General features: G+C 39.3%; 13 protein-coding genes and 1 riboswitch. Of the genes, 12 read left to right on the top strand and 1 reads right to left on the bottom strand.

What is annotated here, in order from left to right; all coding sequences use genetic code 11:
* Nucleotides 1-85: 85 nt before the first annotated feature.
* Entirely contained in the window at nucleotides 86-1,072 is a 987-nt protein-coding gene (dapF, locus tag ACQKL5_RS14680) for a diaminopimelate epimerase (protein ID WP_427609626.1), read from the top strand.
* A 14-nt stretch (nucleotides 1,073-1,086) separates the two neighbouring features.
* Here dapF and ligD read toward each other — a convergent pair whose 3' ends face one another.
* Nucleotides 1,087-2,937: a DNA ligase D gene (gene ligD / locus ACQKL5_RS14675; protein ID WP_427609625.1), complete on the bottom strand. Its 1,851-nt coding sequence runs from the start codon at nucleotides 2,935-2,937 to the stop codon at nucleotides 1,087-1,089.
* 136 nt (nucleotides 2,938-3,073) lie between these two features.
* Between ligD and ACQKL5_RS14670 the strand changes: the two genes are divergently transcribed.
* The 11 genes from ACQKL5_RS14670 to pfkB all read left to right on the top strand — a co-directional run bounded on the left by ACQKL5_RS14670 (nucleotide 3,074) and on the right by pfkB (nucleotide 19,456).
* A complete protein-coding gene (locus ACQKL5_RS14670) occupies nucleotides 3,074-3,916 on the top strand; it encodes a Ku protein (RefSeq protein WP_427609624.1) in 843 nt (280 codons plus the stop codon).
* An 89-nt stretch (nucleotides 3,917-4,005) separates the two neighbouring features.
* Nucleotides 4,006-4,680 carry a phosphatase PAP2 family protein gene (locus ACQKL5_RS14665; RefSeq protein ID WP_427609623.1) on the top strand — a complete coding sequence of 225 codons (675 nt, stop codon included), beginning with the start codon at nucleotides 4,006-4,008 and terminating at the stop codon, nucleotides 4,678-4,680.
* Between the two features lie 347 nt (nucleotides 4,681-5,027).
* Nucleotides 5,028-5,669, top strand: coding sequence for an MOSC domain-containing protein (locus ACQKL5_RS14660; protein ID WP_427609622.1), 642 nt, complete (start codon nucleotides 5,028-5,030; stop codon nucleotides 5,667-5,669).
* 111 nt (nucleotides 5,670-5,780) lie between these two features.
* A riboswitch (SAM riboswitch) is annotated at nucleotides 5,781-5,879 on the top strand.
* Between the two features lie 107 nt (nucleotides 5,880-5,986).
* A complete protein-coding gene (locus ACQKL5_RS14655; protein WP_427609621.1) occupies nucleotides 5,987-7,834 on the top strand; it encodes a bifunctional homocysteine S-methyltransferase/methylenetetrahydrofolate reductase in 1,848 nt (615 codons plus the stop codon).
* Nucleotides 7,827-11,276 (top strand): methionine synthase, encoded by a 3,450-nt coding sequence (metH, locus tag ACQKL5_RS14650; RefSeq protein ID WP_427609620.1) that lies wholly within the window; start codon nucleotides 7,827-7,829, stop codon nucleotides 11,274-11,276. The genes ACQKL5_RS14655 and metH overlap by 8 nt, the downstream gene beginning before the upstream one ends.
* Nucleotides 11,277-11,487: 211 nt before the next feature.
* A complete protein-coding gene (locus ACQKL5_RS14645; protein WP_427609619.1) occupies nucleotides 11,488-12,246 on the top strand; it encodes a polysaccharide deacetylase family protein in 759 nt (252 codons plus the stop codon).
* Between the two features lie 41 nt (nucleotides 12,247-12,287).
* On the top strand, nucleotides 12,288-13,097 hold the full coding sequence (locus ACQKL5_RS14640; RefSeq protein ID WP_427609618.1) for a dioxygenase family protein: 810 nt from the start codon (nucleotides 12,288-12,290) through the stop codon (nucleotides 13,095-13,097).
* A 351-nt stretch (nucleotides 13,098-13,448) separates the two neighbouring features.
* Nucleotides 13,449-16,295: a 2-oxoglutarate dehydrogenase E1 component gene (gene sucA, locus ACQKL5_RS14635; RefSeq protein WP_427609617.1), complete on the top strand. Its 2,847-nt coding sequence runs from the start codon at nucleotides 13,449-13,451 to the stop codon at nucleotides 16,293-16,295.
* Nucleotide 16,296: 1 nt separating this feature from the next.
* Entirely contained in the window at nucleotides 16,297-17,556 is a 1,260-nt protein-coding gene (gene odhB, locus ACQKL5_RS14630) for a 2-oxoglutarate dehydrogenase complex dihydrolipoyllysine-residue succinyltransferase (RefSeq protein ID WP_427609616.1), read from the top strand.
* 227 nt (nucleotides 17,557-17,783) lie between these two features.
* Nucleotides 17,784-18,536 (top strand): DeoR/GlpR family DNA-binding transcription regulator, encoded by a 753-nt coding sequence (locus tag ACQKL5_RS14625; protein ID WP_427609615.1) that lies wholly within the window; start codon nucleotides 17,784-17,786, stop codon nucleotides 18,534-18,536.
* Entirely contained in the window at nucleotides 18,536-19,456 is a 921-nt protein-coding gene (pfkB, locus tag ACQKL5_RS14620) for a 1-phosphofructokinase (protein ID WP_427609614.1), read from the top strand. Before ACQKL5_RS14625 ends, pfkB begins: the two co-directional genes overlap by 1 nt.
* Nucleotides 19,457-19,460 lie beyond the last annotated feature (4 nt).

Genomic DNA, 19,460 nt, shown 5'->3' with positions numbered 1-19,460 from the left:
AATTTTTCCGAATGACACATCTGAACTTATAATGCTATGATAATGTATATAATGATAAACGAAACAGCATTGAGGATGTGACGGAATGTTAGTTGAGGGTTTTAAAATCCATGGATCTGGTAATGATTTTTTAATTATTGATGAATTAACAACGAATCTGACATTTACAGAGGAAGAACGTGAAAACTTGGCGAAGGTCCTTTGTGATAGGGAAAAGCTTGGAGCGGACGGCATTTTATTCGTCATGAAGAGTGCGCACGCTGATGCAAGGATGCGCGTTTTTAATGCAGATGGATCAGAAGCTTCCATGTGCGGCAATGGACTTCGTTGTGTGGCACGTTATGCCAACGATGTTTTAGGACTTGATAAAATGACCGTTGAGACGATGAAGGTCAATTTACTCGTTGAAAAAACGGATGACATTTACACGGGAATCCCAACCTACAAAGTGGAAATATCTCCGGTAAGCTTTCAGGTGAAGGATCTTCCACTTGTAATTGACAGGGAACAATTGCTAAATGAATTACTTCCGGAATTGCATGAATCCCTACAATTTTCGGCACTGGCTGTTCCGAATCCACACTTGATCACATTAGTAGATAGCAGTGTGTTACAAAGTGATTTACAGGAAGAGCTTGCGACGAAAGTGAACCGACCGAATGAACTATTTCCAGATGGTGTCAATGTCAGTTTTGTAAAAGGATTGGAACCAGGCAGCATTTATGTCCGTACATTCGAACGCGGTGTGGGCTTTACGAATGCTTGTGGAACCGCTATGTCGGCTTCAAGTCTAGTTACTTGCTCGATTGGTCTTAACTCATTTGGACAGGAGATTTCCGTTTATAATAATGGAGGTAAAGTAAAATGTATTGTCCATCATGATATAGAAAGCGATACATATTCCATTGATTTGATCGGAAATGCAACTTATGAGTTTAAAGTATTGATGGATATAGATCAAGTTCATCCAGAAACATTCCAAGTGCTTGAAAAACTTGAATATGAAAATGAAACAAAATTATATGCCAAGATGCAGACTGAAGTTCAAAGCTTTTTAAAAACGAGAGTGTAAACAAGGTAGACCAACTAGGCGTTGGTCTTTTTTTGTTTAAGGAAGGACAATACCTTTTGAAATGCTGGGCCATTATCGGTTTGTCTGTATTTATTAAAAGGACAGCCTAGTTTTTTTATTCGGTTGGGTACTGTTTCTACTGTGTAATCTTCCAGTCTGAGACCATCATCCACTTCATCCCACGATAAAGGTGTGGCAACCCCGGCAAAATGATTGCCGCGTGGAGAATACGGGGCGATAATGGTTTTTCCTTCACCATGTTGGACAAAATCGAGATAAAGACGGTTATGACGATGTTTTTTCATCCGCTCGATTGTAAAGTCATCTGGAAAAGAGCTTATTAAATACTGACCAAGAAAATCTGTGAAGATGTGTGTTTCTTCATAGGAGAAGGTTTCTTCCGGAAGTGGAATATGAATCTGCAGTCCCTTATTGCCTGAAGTTTTTATAAATGCTTCTATATCTAGAGGAACCATCACTTTCTTAATCTCAAGTGCAGCTTTAATCGCCAAGGAAAAATACTCAATTGAAGGCGGATCAAGGTCCAACACGATTTCATCGGGCATAGTCATTCCAGCTTTCTGAAATGGAGCATGAAATTCGAGCGCAAGTTGGTTTCCGAACCAAAGCAAGGTTTCAAGGTCATTACATAGCATATATTCGATGTTTTCATCTACAATCGTGGGAATCCAGGTCGGAGCATATTCTGGCTTGTTTTTTTGAAAAAAACGTTCATCGCTCATAGTTCCATGAGGGTAACGAATTGTCGTCAGAAGTTTATCAGTCAGAAAAGGTAAAAACACTCCAGAAACCTCCCGTAAATATTGAAGGTATTGAACTTTAATCAGATGCCCCTTATCTAACGACCAAATCGGTTTGTCTGGTGAGGATATATGTACCGACTCCGGAAAGGTAAATTGGCTAATAAGGAATCTTTCCCATGTGCATTCGGTGGGCGCCGTTTGCAAAAGCCACTGAGAAAATTGTGGCTCCCGTAATTCATTTTCTTCATACATATGCAGAAATAGTACTTCAATACAAATGGAAGGATGAATGTAAAAGAACTGTGTATCTTCATCTGCGGCATTTTTTTTTATCATGTCATGTAATATGTTTTTATCATTGGGACTCATGCCATTTTTGACATTTCCAATAGGGGTGATTACGTTTTCTTTGTATACGGCGATTGAAACATACCCGTTTTCTTTATGAAGGGCGGTGATAAAGCACGGAACAACTCTCCAATTTTTCACTTTAATCCAGGATGTTGAGCGTTTTTCCTCCCACGTACTATTGACTTTCTTGGCTACAATTCCTTCTCCATCCATAAGAATGACTTTGTCCATAGCTTCCTTTACAGTGTCATAGCTTCTAATCACTTGAATCAGGCTTTTTTCATGTGGGCTGGGAACAAGAGGTAATTTAACGTTCTGGGCTAGGCTTTTCAACATTTTTTTCCGTTCGGATAATGTTTTCTTTGAAATGTCTTTTCCCTTTAAAGTAATTAGGTCAAACACAATAAAACGGCATGGAGAGAGTACGGCGGATTCAGAAATCAATGTTTTGTTTCTCAAGCGTCCACGCCACTGGACCATGGAAAAGTCAGCCTTGGATTCATTTGTCAGCCAGACTAATTCCCCATCAAGTTGGAGAGGCAAGAAGCCTTTCAAATTCAAGGTTTCTATACATTCACTGATTTCTGGAAAAATGGGCAACAATTCTTTTCCGTTCCGGCTTGTCAACTTCACCATGGTATTATCGGTAATCGTTAATAGGGCCCGGAAGCCATCATATTTGACTTCATATTTCCAATCTTTAGAGCTGGGGGCTTCTGGAAGATAGGTGGGCAACATTGGTTTAATCACATCTGTCCCTCCGTACTAGTATGTTTGTTAGTATTTTTCCCATAAAAGCAATTTTTAAATGGAAATACATTATTTTTTTAGAGGAAAGGGGGATGATAAGACTGTTATTCAATTATCTAACGATGAGGTGAGGAAATTGCATACAATATGGAAAGGAAGCATTTCTTTCGGTTTGGTGAATATCCCGATTAAACTTCATGCAGCAACGGAGGATAAGGATATATCATTGCGGACACTGCATAAAGAGTGTAATTCGCCGATAAAATATGAAAAGGTTTGTCCGGTCTGCCAGAAGGAAGTAGCCAAGGATGATATCGTCCGTGCTTTTGAATATACAAAAGGAAAGTTTGTCGTTCTTGAGGATAGTGAGCTCGAGCAGCTAAAAAAACAAAATGAAGATAAAGCAGTGGAAATCATTGATTTTGTTAAAATAGAAGAAATCGATCCGATCTATTTCAACCGTAGTTATTACATGTCTCCAAACGATGGTGGGACAAAAGCCTATTCCCTTCTTAGACAAGCACTCTTGGAATCTGGAAAGGTCGGTCTGGCAAAAATCATCATCCGTTCAAAGGAACAAATGGCCATCCTGCGGGTCGTGGATAACACCCTGTTGATGGAGACCATTCATTATCCTGATGAAGTCCGTTCTGCAGCCGATGTTCCTAATGTGCCTGTGAATGATTCCATTGCTAAAAAAGAAATCGACACGGCCATTTTATTAATCGACCAACTGACGTCTACGTTCGACCCAACAAAATATAATGATGACTATCGAACAGCCTTACTAGAGTTGATTGAGTCGAAGAAAACGGGACAGAAAACCATTACTGCAAAATCAAAAGAACCAGTGGCGAATAATGTGACGGATTTAATGGCAGCTTTACAAGCATCCATTGATCGCACGAAGCCAGAGAAATTAGCAGTGAAGAAAAAGACAACGCGCAAAAAAGCGGAGCCTAGAAAGAAACAAGCGTAAAAAAAGCTGAGCGAAACCCATATCGCTCAGTCTTTTTTGTTTTATCCTAGTGGTATTGAGGTAAATGAGCTAAAAGGAGGTGATGGAGATTGGACTTTCTTAGTGTACATGTTAGAAAAAAATATCTTTATATGACGATGATGGCTGGATTAATCGTAATCTATTTTTTAATCTTCAATGAAATTGTTGATGAATTGAAGGAAGGGGAGTTAATCGAATTTGATAAGGCCGTTATTGAATCTATACAAGGCCCCTTTAGCGAAGAATTTACCAATTTCGTGACCAAACTGACTTTTTTCGGTTCTCTGACATGGATAATTGCCCTGATTTCAGTCTTCTCGCTATTTCTGTTCTTATTTAGTAAAAAACACTACGCAATTTACATAATTTTAACTTCTGCATTAGGAGGTGGATTTAATTGGGGGTTAAAATATATTTTTCAACGGGAACGACCGGATATCGCTCCGTTATTATCAGTTTCAGGGTATAGTTTTCCAAGCGGACATTCCATGGCATCGGTCATCCTTTATGGCAGTATTGCAGTTGTATGTATACGATTGATCAAAAAAAATTTTATTAAAGGCCTTCTATGGATCCTAGCTCTTTTTGCCTCATTGATCATCGGATGGAGTCGTATTTATTTAGGTGTCCATTATCCGAGTGACGTCGTGGCAGGTTTTGTTGCGGGTGCTGCCTGGCTTACCATATCAGCATGGATGTTACGCTATCTCGAATATAAGGTGCCAAAAAAGCTTAGAAGATAAGGATGGTCCACCGAGAGAGAAATCATTTACTAAAAGTAGACAAAAAAATTCGCCCCCTAAAGAGCGACAATGAGGAAATTAATCGTGAAATCAACATATAGGCGACGGAATGTATTTTTCGACTATATATTGTGTTCATATTCTATCATAATTAATTCTAGAATAGCAACTAAATTACTAAAACTAAGGCATTATTTTATAGGGTAATGCCTTTTTTGTAAGGATTTTTTTCCTAGAGAAGTGTTTTTTATTTTTTTTTGGTATAATTAATTGAATATATTGAAAATTAAAAGCAGAATATACCTTCATGCAATCTATTAATTAAATAATGAAATGGAAGATGTCTAATGGAATATGGCAAAATTATTTCTCTTAACATCGGAATGCCCAAACAAGAGGAATTTTCAAGCGTTAAAATGAAAACGGCTATGAAAAAGAGGTCAATTGAATCTGTAACTGTTACAAAATTAGGTATCGAAGGGGATGGTGTAGGTAATAGGAAATTTCATGGGGGACCTGACCGTGCATTATGTTTTTATCCTTTTGAGCATTATCATCTTTGGAATCAGAAATTCTTTAAACAGCTTTCCATTCCTGCATTTGGCGAGAATTTGACGACTGCTGGAATGACTGAAAATCAAACGTATATTGGCGATGTGTATCGCATAGGTGAAACTGTCGTACAGATTACACAGGGACGTATTCCTTGCTCAACGATTTCCCATTTTAACCATGAACCAGATTTTTTGAAACTAGTGAAGGAAACTAATCTTACTGGGTATTTTGCTAAGGTGATACAAGAAGGAATGATAAGAAAACAAGACGATATCGTATTATTAGAACGGCTTCAGGATCAAGTTACGGTCCTCTATGCAACGGATGTAATTCTCCATCATCGTGATGGGCAGGATGGGGTAAATAATCTACTCTCGATACACTCTTTGGCAGACGAATGGAAATCTTTGCTTTTGAATAGGATTCAATTTTAAATAATCCGAATATAATGAAGAAATGACAAATATACTATTGAAAATGACGGATGATTCATGTAAGTTAAATATAAATAAATTTTTAAATCTTTAGAAAATTTAATTTAATAAATCTTATCGAGAGAGGTGAAGGGACTGGCCCGATGAAACCTCAGCAACCAGCCTAGGCAAAGGTGCTAAATCCAGCAAGCAGAGCTTGATAGATGAGGAGAATGTTTCGAGAAAAAACCTTCTTCTTTGAGAAGGTTTTTTTTCTTTACTCTCAAACTCATTTAAACCGAACAAAAACCATAGTGTTTTTGAGAGAGGGTGTATATATGGATTTTCGTAAAGAACTAAAAGAAAGAATGCTGGTGGGGGACGGAGCGATGGGTACGTTGTTGTATTCCTATGGAATCGATCAGTGTTATGAAGAAATAAACTGTACCAATCCTGATAAAATTGAGTCGATACATCGTGCGTATTTAGAAGCGGGTGCGGATATTCTACAAACTAATACATATGGAGCCAATTTTCATAAATTGAAACGGCATGGGCTTGAAGAAGAAGTTAGCCGGATTAATCGCCAAGGTGTCATCCTTGCTAAACAAGTTGCAAAAGGGAAGGCATTCGTTTTTGGTACAATTGGCGCCCAGCGTAGCATCCGTAAATCAGATTTAAGCATTGAAGAAATAAAACGGGGTTTTCGTGAACAGTTATACAGTTTGCTACTGGAAAACCCAGATGGGATTCTTCTTGAAACATATTATGATTTTGAAGAGCTTGAAACGGTGCTTCAAATCGCTAAAAAAGAAACGTCGCTGCCAATTATAGCAAATGTATCGATGCATGAAGTTGGAAACCTTCAAAATGGATTTCATTTGAATGAAGCTTTTCAAAAACTGGAATATCTGGGTGCGGATGTCGTTGGTGTGAATTGCCGTCTAGGCCCCCATCATATGATAAGGGCATTGGAAGAAGTGGAAATGCCTCAGAAGGCGTCGATTGCCATCTATCCAAATGCAAGTCTTCCTGATTATGTGGATGGGAGACTTGTCTATAAAGCGGAACCACAATATTTTGGTTCAAGTGCACTCGAATTAAGAAAACAAGGGGCTACAATTATAGGGGGATGCTGTGGTACGACACCACTGCATATACAGGCTGTGAAGAAAATGGTTGGCGCGTTGGCGCCAGTTAAAGATAAAATTACGAAAACTCGGCATATCGATATTATTGAGGTGAATACCAAGAAACAGGAAGTAGCTCTTCATGAAAGGGTCAAAACCGAGAGAACCATTCTAGTTGAACTGGATCCACCAAAGAAGTTAGGAATCGAAACGTTTATGGCAGGAGCAGAAGCTTTGAAGAAAGCGGGTGTGGATTCAATCACTTTAGCAGATAATTCCCTTGCTTCACCCAGAATCTCGAATTCTACCATAGCCAATTTATTAAAGGCCAAACTAGATGTGAATCCGCTGGTCCATATTACGTGCCGAGACCGAAATCTAATTGGGCTTCAATCTCACTTAATGGGATTGCATACGGTCGGGCTGGATGAAGTTTTGGTTATCACCGGAGATCCGTCCAAGATAGGGGATTTTCCCGGAGCAACTTCAGTTTATGATTTATCTTCATTCGATTTGATAAGTCTTGTTAAGCAATTTAATCAAGGCTACTCCTATTCAGGGCAAAGTCTAGGCAAACAGGCCAATTTCAAGATTGCCGCTGCTTTTAATCCAAATGTGAAGTATATGGATAAGGCTGTTCAGCGAATGGAAAAGAAAATTGCATGCGGTGCTCAGTCCTTTTTGACACAACCGGTATATTCAGTTGAACAAATTGAAGAAGTCTATCAGGCGACAAAACATTTAGAAACACCGATTTTTATCGGGATTATGCCACTTACAAGTACGAGAAATGCTGAATTTATCCATAATGAAATACCGGGGATTAAATTACCTGACAGTGTTAGGAGGGCAATGGCCTCAGCAGGTAATGATCCATTAAAATCAAGAGTGGAAGCTGTAAATATCGCTAGGGAATTGATAGATGCCGCAAAGGAAAGGTTTAAAGGGATTTACCTGATAACTCCTTTCCTACGTTATGAAATGACAGCGGAGCTTACCCTATATATTAAGAATCAGGATCGTAAACAAACATCTGAGGTGGAAGGACATGAGTAAAAAGGAAATTAAAATGCAATTACAATCAAAGATCCTGCTTCTAGACGGAGCAATGGGCACCATGATTCAAGCTGAGGATCTATCAGCCGAGGATTTTGGCGGAGAACAATACGAAGGCTGTAACGAGTATCTATCATTGACGCGACCTAAAATCATTCAAGCCATCCATGAAAAATATTTAGCGGCGGGAGCCGATATTATCGAGACCAATACCTTCGGTGCGACAGGCATAGTACTAGAAGAATATAAACTAAGCTCATTTGCCTATGAAATTAATAAAGTATCAGCAGAACTGGCAGTCAAAGCTTCTGAAAAATACTCAAGTGAGACCTGGCCTAGGTATGTAGCGGGTTCCATGGGGCCAACGACAAAGACTTTATCTGTCACAGGTGGAACCACCTTTGATACATTAACGGATTCATATGAGGAACAGGCACTCGGTCTAATGGCCGGTGGCGTAGACCTATTGCTGGTGGAAACTTGTCAAGATATGCTCAATGTGAAGGCAGCCTTTTCAGGAATTAAAAATGCTATCGCGAAAACAGGTAAGAATATGCCGATAATGATTTCAGGTACGATTGAGCCGATGGGAACGACGTTGGCTGGTCAATCCATAGAGGCTTTCTATTTATCGGTAGAGCATATGAATCCTCTGGCTGTTGGTTTGAATTGTGCGACAGGCCCAGAGTTTATGATGGAGCATATCCGTACTTTAGCGAGCTTATCGGATAATGCGATCAGCTGTTATCCCAATGCAGGATTGCCTGATGAAGAGGGACACTATCATGAATCCCCGGCTTCCCTTGCCAGGAAGATGAAGCAATTTGCAGATAAAGGTTGGGTCAATATCATTGGTGGCTGTTGTGGTACCACACCTGAACATATTAAAGAGCTCTCGATAGCACTAAAGGATTCTCAGCCAAGGAAGTTACCAGAGTCAGCACATGGTCATGCTGTCTCTGGTATCGAGCCGCTAATTTATGACGATTCGATGCGGCCTCTGTTTGTCGGAGAGAGAACGAATGTGATTGGTTCGCGTAAATTCAAGGAACTGATTCGTGCTAAGAAGTATGAACCGGCAGCAGAAATTGCCCGTGCTCAAGTTAAGAAAGGTGCCCATGTCATTGATATCTGTCTGGCCGATCCTGATGGAGATGAGCTAGGTGACATGAAAGAATTCATCGAAGAGGTCGTCAAGAAGGTAAAGGTTCCTTTAGTCATTGACACCACGGATGAAGCGGTCCTTGAACAAGCATTGAAACATTCTCAAGGAAAGTCGATCATTAATTCCATCAACCTTGAAGATGGTGAAGAGCGATTTGAGAAAATTGTTCCTTTTATCCATCAATACGGAGCAGCCGTCGTAGTAGGGACAATCGACGAAATTGGAATGGCGGTGGACGCCGAAAGAAAAATAGAAGTGGCGACTCGCTCAGTTAACTTGCTTGTAAACAAATACGGGCTGAAAAAAAGTGACTTGATTTTTGATCCGCTTGTTTTTCCGGTTGGTACAGGAGATGAGCAATACATCGGCTCTGCGTTGGAAACGGTAAAAGGAATTAAGGCAATCAAGGAGAAATTCCCTGAATGTTTGACAATACTTGGCATTTCCAATGTTTCATTTGGTCTTCCTTCACGTGGAAGGGAAATATTGAATGCCGTTTTCCTATATCACTGTACGAAGGCTGGACTGGACTATGCGATTGTAAATACTGAAAAACTAGAACGGTTTGCGTTAATACCTGAAGAAGAGGTTAAGCTTGCCGAAGCGCTTTTATTTGAAACTTCAACAGAAACCTTAGCTACTTTCACTGAATTTTATCGTGGTAAAAAAGCTGAGAAGAAAGATGATGGAATCGTCCTTCCTTTAAATGAAAGGTTACGTAATTATATAATCGAGGGCACGAAAGAAGGTTTAATCGAAGACCTGAATAAAGCAATTGAGCGTGGGGACGAACCATTAATGATTATAAATGGACCATTGATGGATGGAATGAGTGAAGTGGGTCGATTGTTCAATGATAATCAACTGATTGTTGCTGAAGTGCTTCAAAGTGCCGAAGCAATGAAAGCGGCCGTTTCGCACCTAGAACCGCTTATGGAAAACTCGGAGGATCATGCGAAAAAAGGAAAAATCCTATTGGCTACTGTCAAAGGGGATGTCCATGATATCGGCAAAAACCTCGTTGACATCATTCTTTCCAACAATGGCTATGATGTGGTTGATCTGGGCATTAAAGTTGCCCCACAGCAAATCATTGAGGAGGTCCGTAAACATCAACCTACCATAATCGGTTTGTCGGGCCTGCTAGTTAAATCAGCGCAACAGATGATTTTAACTGCACAGGATTTAAAACAAGCTGGTATTGACACTCCTATTTTAGTGGGTGGCGCCGCGTTATCCCGTAAATTCACCGACTTCAAGATCTCCCCGGAATATGACGGTCCTGTTCTATATTCCAAGGATGCCATGGATGGTTTAGCTGTCACTAATATTTTGCATGACACAAACAAAAAATCAGTATATCTAGAGGAATTGAAAAACAAACGAGAAAAGTCAAAAGCCAATGCCGCCATTGCTGCTCTAATCGAAAAACCTGAACGTAAGCCGACAAGTGCTGCACCGTTAAGTGATGTCCCGGTTCAAAAACCTCGTGATCTCAAAAGGCATATCTTAAAAAAATATCCACTTGAAGTCATCCAACCATATATCAATAGGCAGATGTTGATTGGGCATCACCTAGGTTTAAAAGGAAAAGTAGTCGAAATGCTGATAGAGGGTAACGATAAAGCAATCCAACTGAATGATTTGGTAGATGAGCTAATCGAATTCCTAAAAGCTGAACCTGATTATGGATTAAATGCCGTTTATCAATTTTTCCCCGCTCAAAGCGATGGAGACAAATTAGTGATATACAATCCTGATAATCATCGAGAAATATTGGAAACTTTTGATTTTCCAAGGCAGGATTCAAGTCCACATCTTTGTTTGGCGGACTTTGCGAAGCCTATCTCTTCAGGAGAAATGGATTATGTGGGTTTTTTCTTGGTTACAGCAGGAAGAGGAATCAGAAAATGGGCAGAAAAATTCAAGAAGAAGGGAGATTTCTTGAAAAATCATGCCCTCCAATCGCTTGCTCTTGAAACCGCTGAAGGGTTTGCTGAAAGAATTCACCAATTGATGCGTGACGATTTGGGAATCAGCGACTCCATCGATATGACGATGAAAGAGAGGTTTGCGGCCAAGTATACGGGACAAAGATTTTCTTTTGGTTATCCGGCATGCCCTAACCTGGAAGACCAGGAAAAGCTCTTCCGCCTCCTCCATCCACAAGATATTGGAGTGGAGTTGACTGAAGGTTTCATGATGGAACCGGAAGCATCGGTTTCGGCTATAGTGTTTGCGCATCCTGAAGCAAGATACTTTAATGTGGATAGATAATTCATTAAATAATAAGACAGCGGTTTTTCTAATCGCTGTCTTATTGCGTTTGGCAATTCAATTTGAAGTGCTGGCTCTACCAATTCATGTAGCTTTTTAAAACTTCATGTTGATATCAAAAAAACTGTTTATAACCCATTGCGAATCAATTTTTTTGAATGAAACCCCTGCATTGGTACATCTTAATGGTAAAAAGTAAGGGGAGATTTCCATGAGGAAATTATTGAAATTAATCTTGATTGTATTAGGTTGTTCCATAATTTTGAGTGTAGAACGTCCAGTTCAAGTACAAGCAGTGGTTCCTGAAGAAATGACACCACTCGTGAAAAGTAAAGAAAATCTGAAGATCGCCTATTTAACTTTCGATGATGGTCCATCTACGAATACAATGGATATCCTGGACATCTTGGATCGTTATCAAATAAAAGCGACTTTTTTTGTTAAAGGAAATGAAGAACCGTATGCTAAAAAATGCTATGAAGAAATGATTTCCCGAGGCCATGAAATCGCCTTACATTCCTATACACATGACTATGGCATCGTCTATCGTTCAACGGAAAGCTTTTTTAAAGATTTAAATCGTCTGGAAACGATGTTAGAAAAGGATTATGGAATAAAGAGCAAGATTGTCCGTCTTCCTGGTGGCTCTCGAAATAGACTTAGACAACAAGCAAGCACAAAACCAATTATAAATGGAATCCTCCAACAATTAACCGATAAAGGATATATTTACTCAGATTGGAATATCGATTCAACTGATGGAATTAGTCCTACGATAAGTGAACATCAAATCATCACTTCGGTACAAAAAGGCCTAAAGGATCAACATCATGTTAATATCCTCTTACATGATATCAACAGTATGAAAAATACGGTTAAAGCTTTGCCGAGGATAATCGAAATCCTAAAAAAAGAAGGCTATATCTTTGATACCATAGATGAAACAACTCCAAAGGTTCAATTTAATTAGTGAAAGGAAGGCCTATCTATAGTAAATTAAGGTAAAAGGATTTGAATTTGATTACAGTTTGGAAAGGATTTAATGTTTTTATGATGCCCTCGTTGTTTTTATCACATGGAACGCCATTACTTGCCTTGCAAGAAAACAGTTACACGGAGTTTTTAAAAGGTTATATAAAAGAAATTGAAAAGCCAACAGCTATAGTCATTCTGTCAGCCCATTGGGAAAGTAAGGAGCAGTTGGTATCAGCGGTTAAGAAGCATGAAGTCATTTATGATTACTTTGATTTACCTGAAGAGATTTTTCAGGTAACTTATCCTGCTTCCGGAAGCTTGGAACTGTCGGATAAAATACTGACCTTGTTGTCACGAGTGGGTGTATGGGGGGAATTAGATGAAAGGAGGCCTCTCGATCACGGATCTTGGGGACCTTTGCACCTCATGTACCCGAAAGCGGATATACCAATCGTTTCATTATCCATCAGTACAGAGCTCCCGTTTGAAAAACAGTATGAAATTGGAAAAATGCTGGGTGGCCTCAAGCGAAATAACGTGCTTATCATTGGAAGCGGTGGGCTTGTACATAATTTTAACCAGATCCAACCAGATCTACTTGTTGCGGAAGGATGGGCCATCCGTTTTGAAAATTGGGTGGAAGAACAGATTATGAAATGGGACATAGAAACATTGTTTAACTATGAACAAATGGGGCCGTATAGTTCAGAGGCGGTTCCTTCTAAAGGTCACTTGATACCGTTGATCATTGCAATGGGAGCAGGAGATTCCAATAAAGCTCCGAAGTTTTTGCACCGTACTTTTCAGTATGGAAACTTAAGTTTGACAGCTTGGGAGTTTGCTTGATTGGAAGGGGTCCAAGTGGGCGAATTCTTAGTCGAATGAATTAATATGCGAAAATAGAAAAATCTTTTTTTAGAAAAAAGAGGCTTTAAAAAGATAAAAAGACTATTTAAGACGAAATAAGACGAACCAAACAGAAAAATAGTTTGAAAAAGGGTGCATAAAGTAGTTTAACCTTTGGATATTTCGACAAAAACATGTTAATATAACATCTGAAAACGTTTTATCCTTTAAAATTTTATTATTCAATGACCAAGTTATTTATTATAAATTATCTATTTGGGGAAATGTTAGAAGAAAGAAATTTGGGGATGGATAAAACGAAATTATGAGAGAAATTTGGGGGTTTACAAAATGACCATCAAGGATGCTAAGGCTTACGACCCATGGAAATCTTTTTCTGGTCCAAACCTTGGATATGTCATGGAGCAATACGATTTATTTCAAGTTAATCCGGAGGAAGTTGATCCGGAACTGAAAAACTTTTTTGAGGTTTCAGGTCCTCCGTCATTTGACGTTGAGGCAGGAACTGTAATGGAAAGTGCACCACTAGCTGGTGACGTTCTTTCAATGAAGAAAATTATGTCTGCAGTAAAACTGTCAGAAAACATTAGAGCATATGGACATCTTGCTTCTAGCATTTATCCATTAGTAGAAGAAAAACCAGATACAGAACAAATTCATTTTGAAAAGTATGGTTTGACGGTAGAAGATTTAAGAAAAATACCGGCTGATCTTATATGTGCAAAAGCACCTGAAGATATAAAAGATGGATACGAAGCTGTTCAATATCTAAAACAACTTTATACAAAAACTATAGCCTTTGGATTTCACCATGTTAATGACTTGGATGAAAAGCAATGGCTTACTGATATGGTCGAATCCGGAAATATGTTCCCTGTCGTTTCAAAGGAGAAAAAAGCGTTATTGTTAAAACGGCTTAATGAGGTTGAAGGTTTTGAGAAATTCCTACATCGTACTTTTGTCGGGCAAAAACGTTTCTCTATTGAAGGTTTAGATGCATTGGTTCCGGTATTAGATGAAATGATTTCCCAAACTGTTCAAAATGGTACGAGCAATGTGAATATTGCAATGGCTCACCGTGGACGTCTAAATGTACTTGCACATGTCCTAGGAAAGCCCTACGAAGTGATTTTCTCGGAATTCCAACATTCTCCTAATAAGGATTTAGTCCCATCTGAGGGTTCAACAGGCATTAATTATGGCTGGACAGGTGACGTTAAATACCATTTAGGTTTGGATAAACAGATTACAAAAGAAAATATCCAAAAAGCAAGAATAACGCTTGCCAATAACCCAAGTCACTTGGAAGTTGTTGGTCCAATCGTGGAAGGATACTCTCGTGCGGCTCAAGAAGACCGTACAGAAAAAGGCTTCCCGGTGCAAGATATTGCTAAATCTCTAGCAATTCTTATTCATGGTGATGCTGCGTTCCCAGGTGAAGGAATTGTACCTGAAACATTTAACTTAAGCCGCCTACGCGGGTATCAAGTTGGTGGGGCCATTCACATCATCGCAAATAACACGATTGGTTTTACTACCGAGAGTGAAGATTCACGTTCAACTAGATATGCAAGTGATCTAGCTAAAGGATTTGAAGTACCTATCGTTCATGTCAATGCTGATGATCCCGAAGCATGTATGGCTGCCGTAAATCTAGCTATCCAATATCGTGAAAAATACAAGAAAGATTTCTTGATTGATTTAATCGGTTACAGACGTTTCGGTCATAACGAAATGGATGAGCCATTAGTTACACAACCTGAAATGTATGCCTTGATTCATAAGCATCCGACGGTTAAAGAAATCTATGGGAAACAACTAGTAGAATCAGGAGAATTCACACAAGATGAAGTGAAAGAAATGGCTATGCAAGTGGATACTAAGCTTGCTGAAGCATATTCAAAAATCTCTGGTAACAAACCGGAAGCTTCTAAAGAGGTTAATCCTCCTGGTGTCATTGAAAAAGGAATCCCGACAATTGATACAGCTGTATCAAAGGAAGAACTTGTTTCAATCAATGAACAACTAGTTAAATGGCCTGAAGGATTTACGCCTAATAAAAAATTAGGTAAAATCTTATCCCGTCGTTTAGATTCGTTTGGTGATAACGGTAAAATTGACTGGGCCCATGCAGAGACGCTTGCATTCGCAACCATTCTACATGATGGAACACCAATTCGTTTAACTGGTCAGGATTCTGAGCGTGGTACATTCGCGCAACGTAATATTATGCTTCATGACAGCGTTAACGGCAAAACATATTCACCACTTCATACGCTTGAAGCCGCCAAAGCTTCATTCGCTGTTCATAACAGTCCGCTAACTGAAACAGCAGTACTAGCATATGAATATGGTTATAATGTATTTGCTCCAGAAACACTTGTCCTATGGGAAGGCCAATTCGGTGACTTCGCCAACACAGCACAAGTAATTTTTGACCAATTTATCGCGGCGGGCCGTGCAAAATGGGGTCAAAAATCTGGACTAGTTATGCTGCTTCCACACGGATATGAAGGTCAAGGACCAGAACATTCTAGTGCACGTCTAGAACGGTTCCTTCAATCAGCCGCTGAAAATAACTGGACAGTCGCTAACTTAAGTTCTGCAGCTCAGTATTTCCATATTCTTAGAAGACAAGCTAAGATTTTGGATCAAGAACAAGTTCGTCCGCTTGTCATCACGACTCCTAAGAGTCTGCTTCGTAATCAAGTGATGGCATCCACTGCTGAAGAATTTAGCAATGGAAGCTTTGAATCATTCATTGAAACTAAAACTCTAGGAAACAAACCTAAAGCGGTTGAGCGTATTGTGTTTGCTAGCGGTAAATTAGTTGTGGAACTTCGTGACAAAGTAGCTTCAGAGCCAAACATGGATTGGTTGCAAATTATCAGTATCGAGGAGATTTATCCATTCCCGTTCACTGGTATACAGAAAGCAATGAAAAAATATACGAATCTTAAAGAAATCTACTGGGCTCAAGAAGAACCGAAAAACATGGGGGCTTGGACATTTGTTGAACCTCGCTTGAATGCGGCTGCACCTAAAAACCTTTCTGTAACGTATATCGGCAGAAAACGTAGATCAAGCCCGGCTGAGGGAGATCCACTTGTCCATAAAAATGAACAACAACGGATTATGAGTCAAGCGATTACACGCAATAATGAGGGGGATAAATAAAATGGCTGAAGTAAAAGTGCCTGAATTAGCAGAATCAATTTCTGAGGGATCTATTGCGCAATGGTTAAAACAACCTGGTGACCACGTTGAAAAGGGTGATTATGTCCTTGAACTGGAAACAGACAAAGTAAACGTTGAAATCATCTCTGATTACACAGGAACTCTTACTGAACTATTAGCAGAAGAAGGCGACACTGTTCAGGTTGGACAAACTATCGCAGTCGTGGACGAAAACGGTTCGGCAGCTTCAACACCTGCTAAAGCAGCACCAAAAGCTGAAGAAGTTAAAGCAGAACCAGCTAAAGTGGAACAAGCGGCTCCTGCTAAAGAGGCTCCAAAAGCGGAAACGAAAGAAGCGCCGTCAACTCAACAAGTTATTGCTTCACCAGCTGCAAGAAAATTAGCTCGTGAAAAAGGAATTGACTTGACTCAAATACCAGTTGCTGACCCTCTTGGACGTGTACGTGTACAAGATGTCGAAGCTGCAAGTAATGCACCTGTGGCAGCACCAAAAGCTCCTGTGGCTACTAAACAAGCCGCAGCTCCTGTTGAAGTGAATGATGACCGTATTGAAGTTGTGAAAATGACACGCCGTCGTCAAACCATTGCAAAGCGTTTAGTTCAAGTTCAGTCTGAAGCTGCAATGCTGACAACTTTCAATGAAGTCGATCTTTCAGCAGTTATGGAATTGCGTAGCCGTCACAAAGACTCTTTCGTTAAAGCTAATGATGTTAAACTTGGATTCATGTCATTCTTTACAAAAGCGGTCATTGGGGCATTGAAAAAGTATCCTTTATTGAATGCTGAAATCAAAGGCGATCATATTCTTAAAAAGAACTTCTATGATATCGGTGTAGCTGTATCCACTGACGAAGGCCTAGTAGTTCCAGTTGTTAGAGATGCTGACCGTAAAAGCTTCGCAGAAATTGAGCAGAATATTTCTGACTTAGCGGTTAAAGCACGTAACAATAAATTAGGGCTTTCAGATTTATCTGGTGGTACCTTCACTATTACAAATGGTGGTACATTCGGTTCACTATTATCAACGCCAATCTTAAATGCTCCACAAGTTGGTATCCTAGGAATGCATACAATCAAGACTCGTCCTGTCGCTGTTGGAGATCAAATCGAAAACAGACCGATGATGTATCTTGCATTATCTTATGATCACCGTATCGTGGATGGAAAAGAAGCTGTTGGTTTCCTAGTGGCAATCAAAGAAATGCTAGAAGATCCGGAACAACTTTTATTACAAAACTAATAGCATAATATATTTAAAGAAACCTCTGTCATCTGGGCAGAGGTTTTTTTGCGAAATTGAAGGATACGGATACGTTCTTTTTACTATTATTAGCAAATATACCCTTTTTTAATAATAATGAATGTTTTTTAAAATTATTGAATGATTTTGAAATTAAATGAATGATTTTGATTGATTAATCTGACAAATCAAGATATGATAATGGTAATATATTGGGGGTGAGGTCATTGTTGACAACGGAAAGGCATGAAATTATCCTCTCGTTGCTTAAGCAACAAGGGATAGTAAAATTGCAGGAGCTAGTCGATCATTTGCAAGCCTCAGAATCTACCATTCGGCGGGATCTAGTTCTACTTGAGGAATTAAACTATTTAAAACGTGTTCATGGTGGAGCTTCTTTGCTCCAAAGAAAAGGCATGGAACCCACAATTATGGAAAAGAAAAATAAAGCAATATCCGAAAAAAAACTCATAGCAAGGTTGGCTTCATCTTTTATTGAAAATGATGACTGTATTTATCTAGATGCAGGCACAACCACCTTTGAAATGATTCCTTACTTAAAGGATAAGAATGTAACCGTTTTAACGAATGGCCTCATGCATATTCAAAAATTGATGGAACTAGAAATAAACACCTTAATAGTAGGTGGGTCCATTAAATTTTCCACGAATGCGGTTGTTGGCAGTAAAGCGGTACAGTTTTTAAATAATTACCGATTCGATAAATGCTTTTTGGGGATGAATGGTATCCATCCTGAATTAGGTTTGACAACTCCAGATCCTGAAGAAGCACTGTTGAAGAAGATGGCAATTAGTTTATCCAGTGATACCTATGTGCTTGCCGATAGTTCAAAATTGAATGAAGTCACTTTTGCTAAAGTCGCAGATGTAAGCGGAACCATTGTACTCACGGACAATAATAACGAGGAAGCTGTTGAACAGCTCTTAAAAAATCCGAAAATAAAGGTCGTGACGATTTAATGATATATACAGTAACACTCAATCCTTCTATAGATTACCTGGTAGAGGTGGAGAATTTCCAGATTGGCTCGGTGAACAGAACAAGCTTGGATAAGAAATATCCTGGAGGTAAAGGAATTAACGTTTCGAGGGTATTGAAAAGGATAGGAAATGATACAACTGCTTTAGGTTTTATAGGAGGACAAACTGGAGAGTTCGTAAAAGCATGTTTAAACACCGAGGAGATTTATACGAATTTTACAAAAATAAATGGAGATACCAGGATCAATATTAAGTTAAAAACAGAATTCGAGACGGAAATAAATAGTCAAGGACCTGAAATAACTAAAGAAAGTTATCAGCAACTACTTAGCTTAATCAGTGATCTTCAAACGAATGATATGCTTGTTTTATCCGGGAGCATCCCAACAAGTCTTCCCAATGATGCATACGTAACGATGATGAAAATGTGTTCGGCGAAGGATGTTAATGTGGTGGTTGATACAAGCGGGAAAGTACTTCTGGATGTCGTTCAGTATCAACCATTTCTGATCAAACCCAACCATCACGAATTGGCACAGCTCTTTTCGACTGAAATTAAAAATGTCCAAGATGCAAGCAAATATGGCATGAAATTGGTGGAAGCCGGTGCGCAAAATGTAATCGTATCGATGGCAGGGGATGGCGCTGTGCTTTGCACAAGAGAAAAATCATATGTTGCAAATGTACCTAAAGGAAGGGTTATCAACTCAGTGGGTGCTGGGGATTCCATGGTAGCGGGATTCATCGGAATGTTTGAAAAGACGGACAGTGTTTATACCTCTTTTCGTTATAGTGTTGCTTCAGGTAGTGCGACAGCCTTTTCATCCGACCTATGTACGAGGGAATTAATTGAGGAATTGTTGCCACAAATTGAAATCAGCGAGATTAAAGGGGGATAACTCA

The sequence above is a fragment of the Peribacillus sp. NPDC097675 genome (genome assembly GCF_050277655.1).
In the GTDB taxonomy this organism is placed as follows: Bacteria; Bacillota; Bacilli; order Bacillales; family DSM-1321; genus Peribacillus.
The sequence above is the reverse complement of the archived record's forward strand: the minus strand, read 5'-3'. Positions and strand labels throughout refer to the sequence as shown.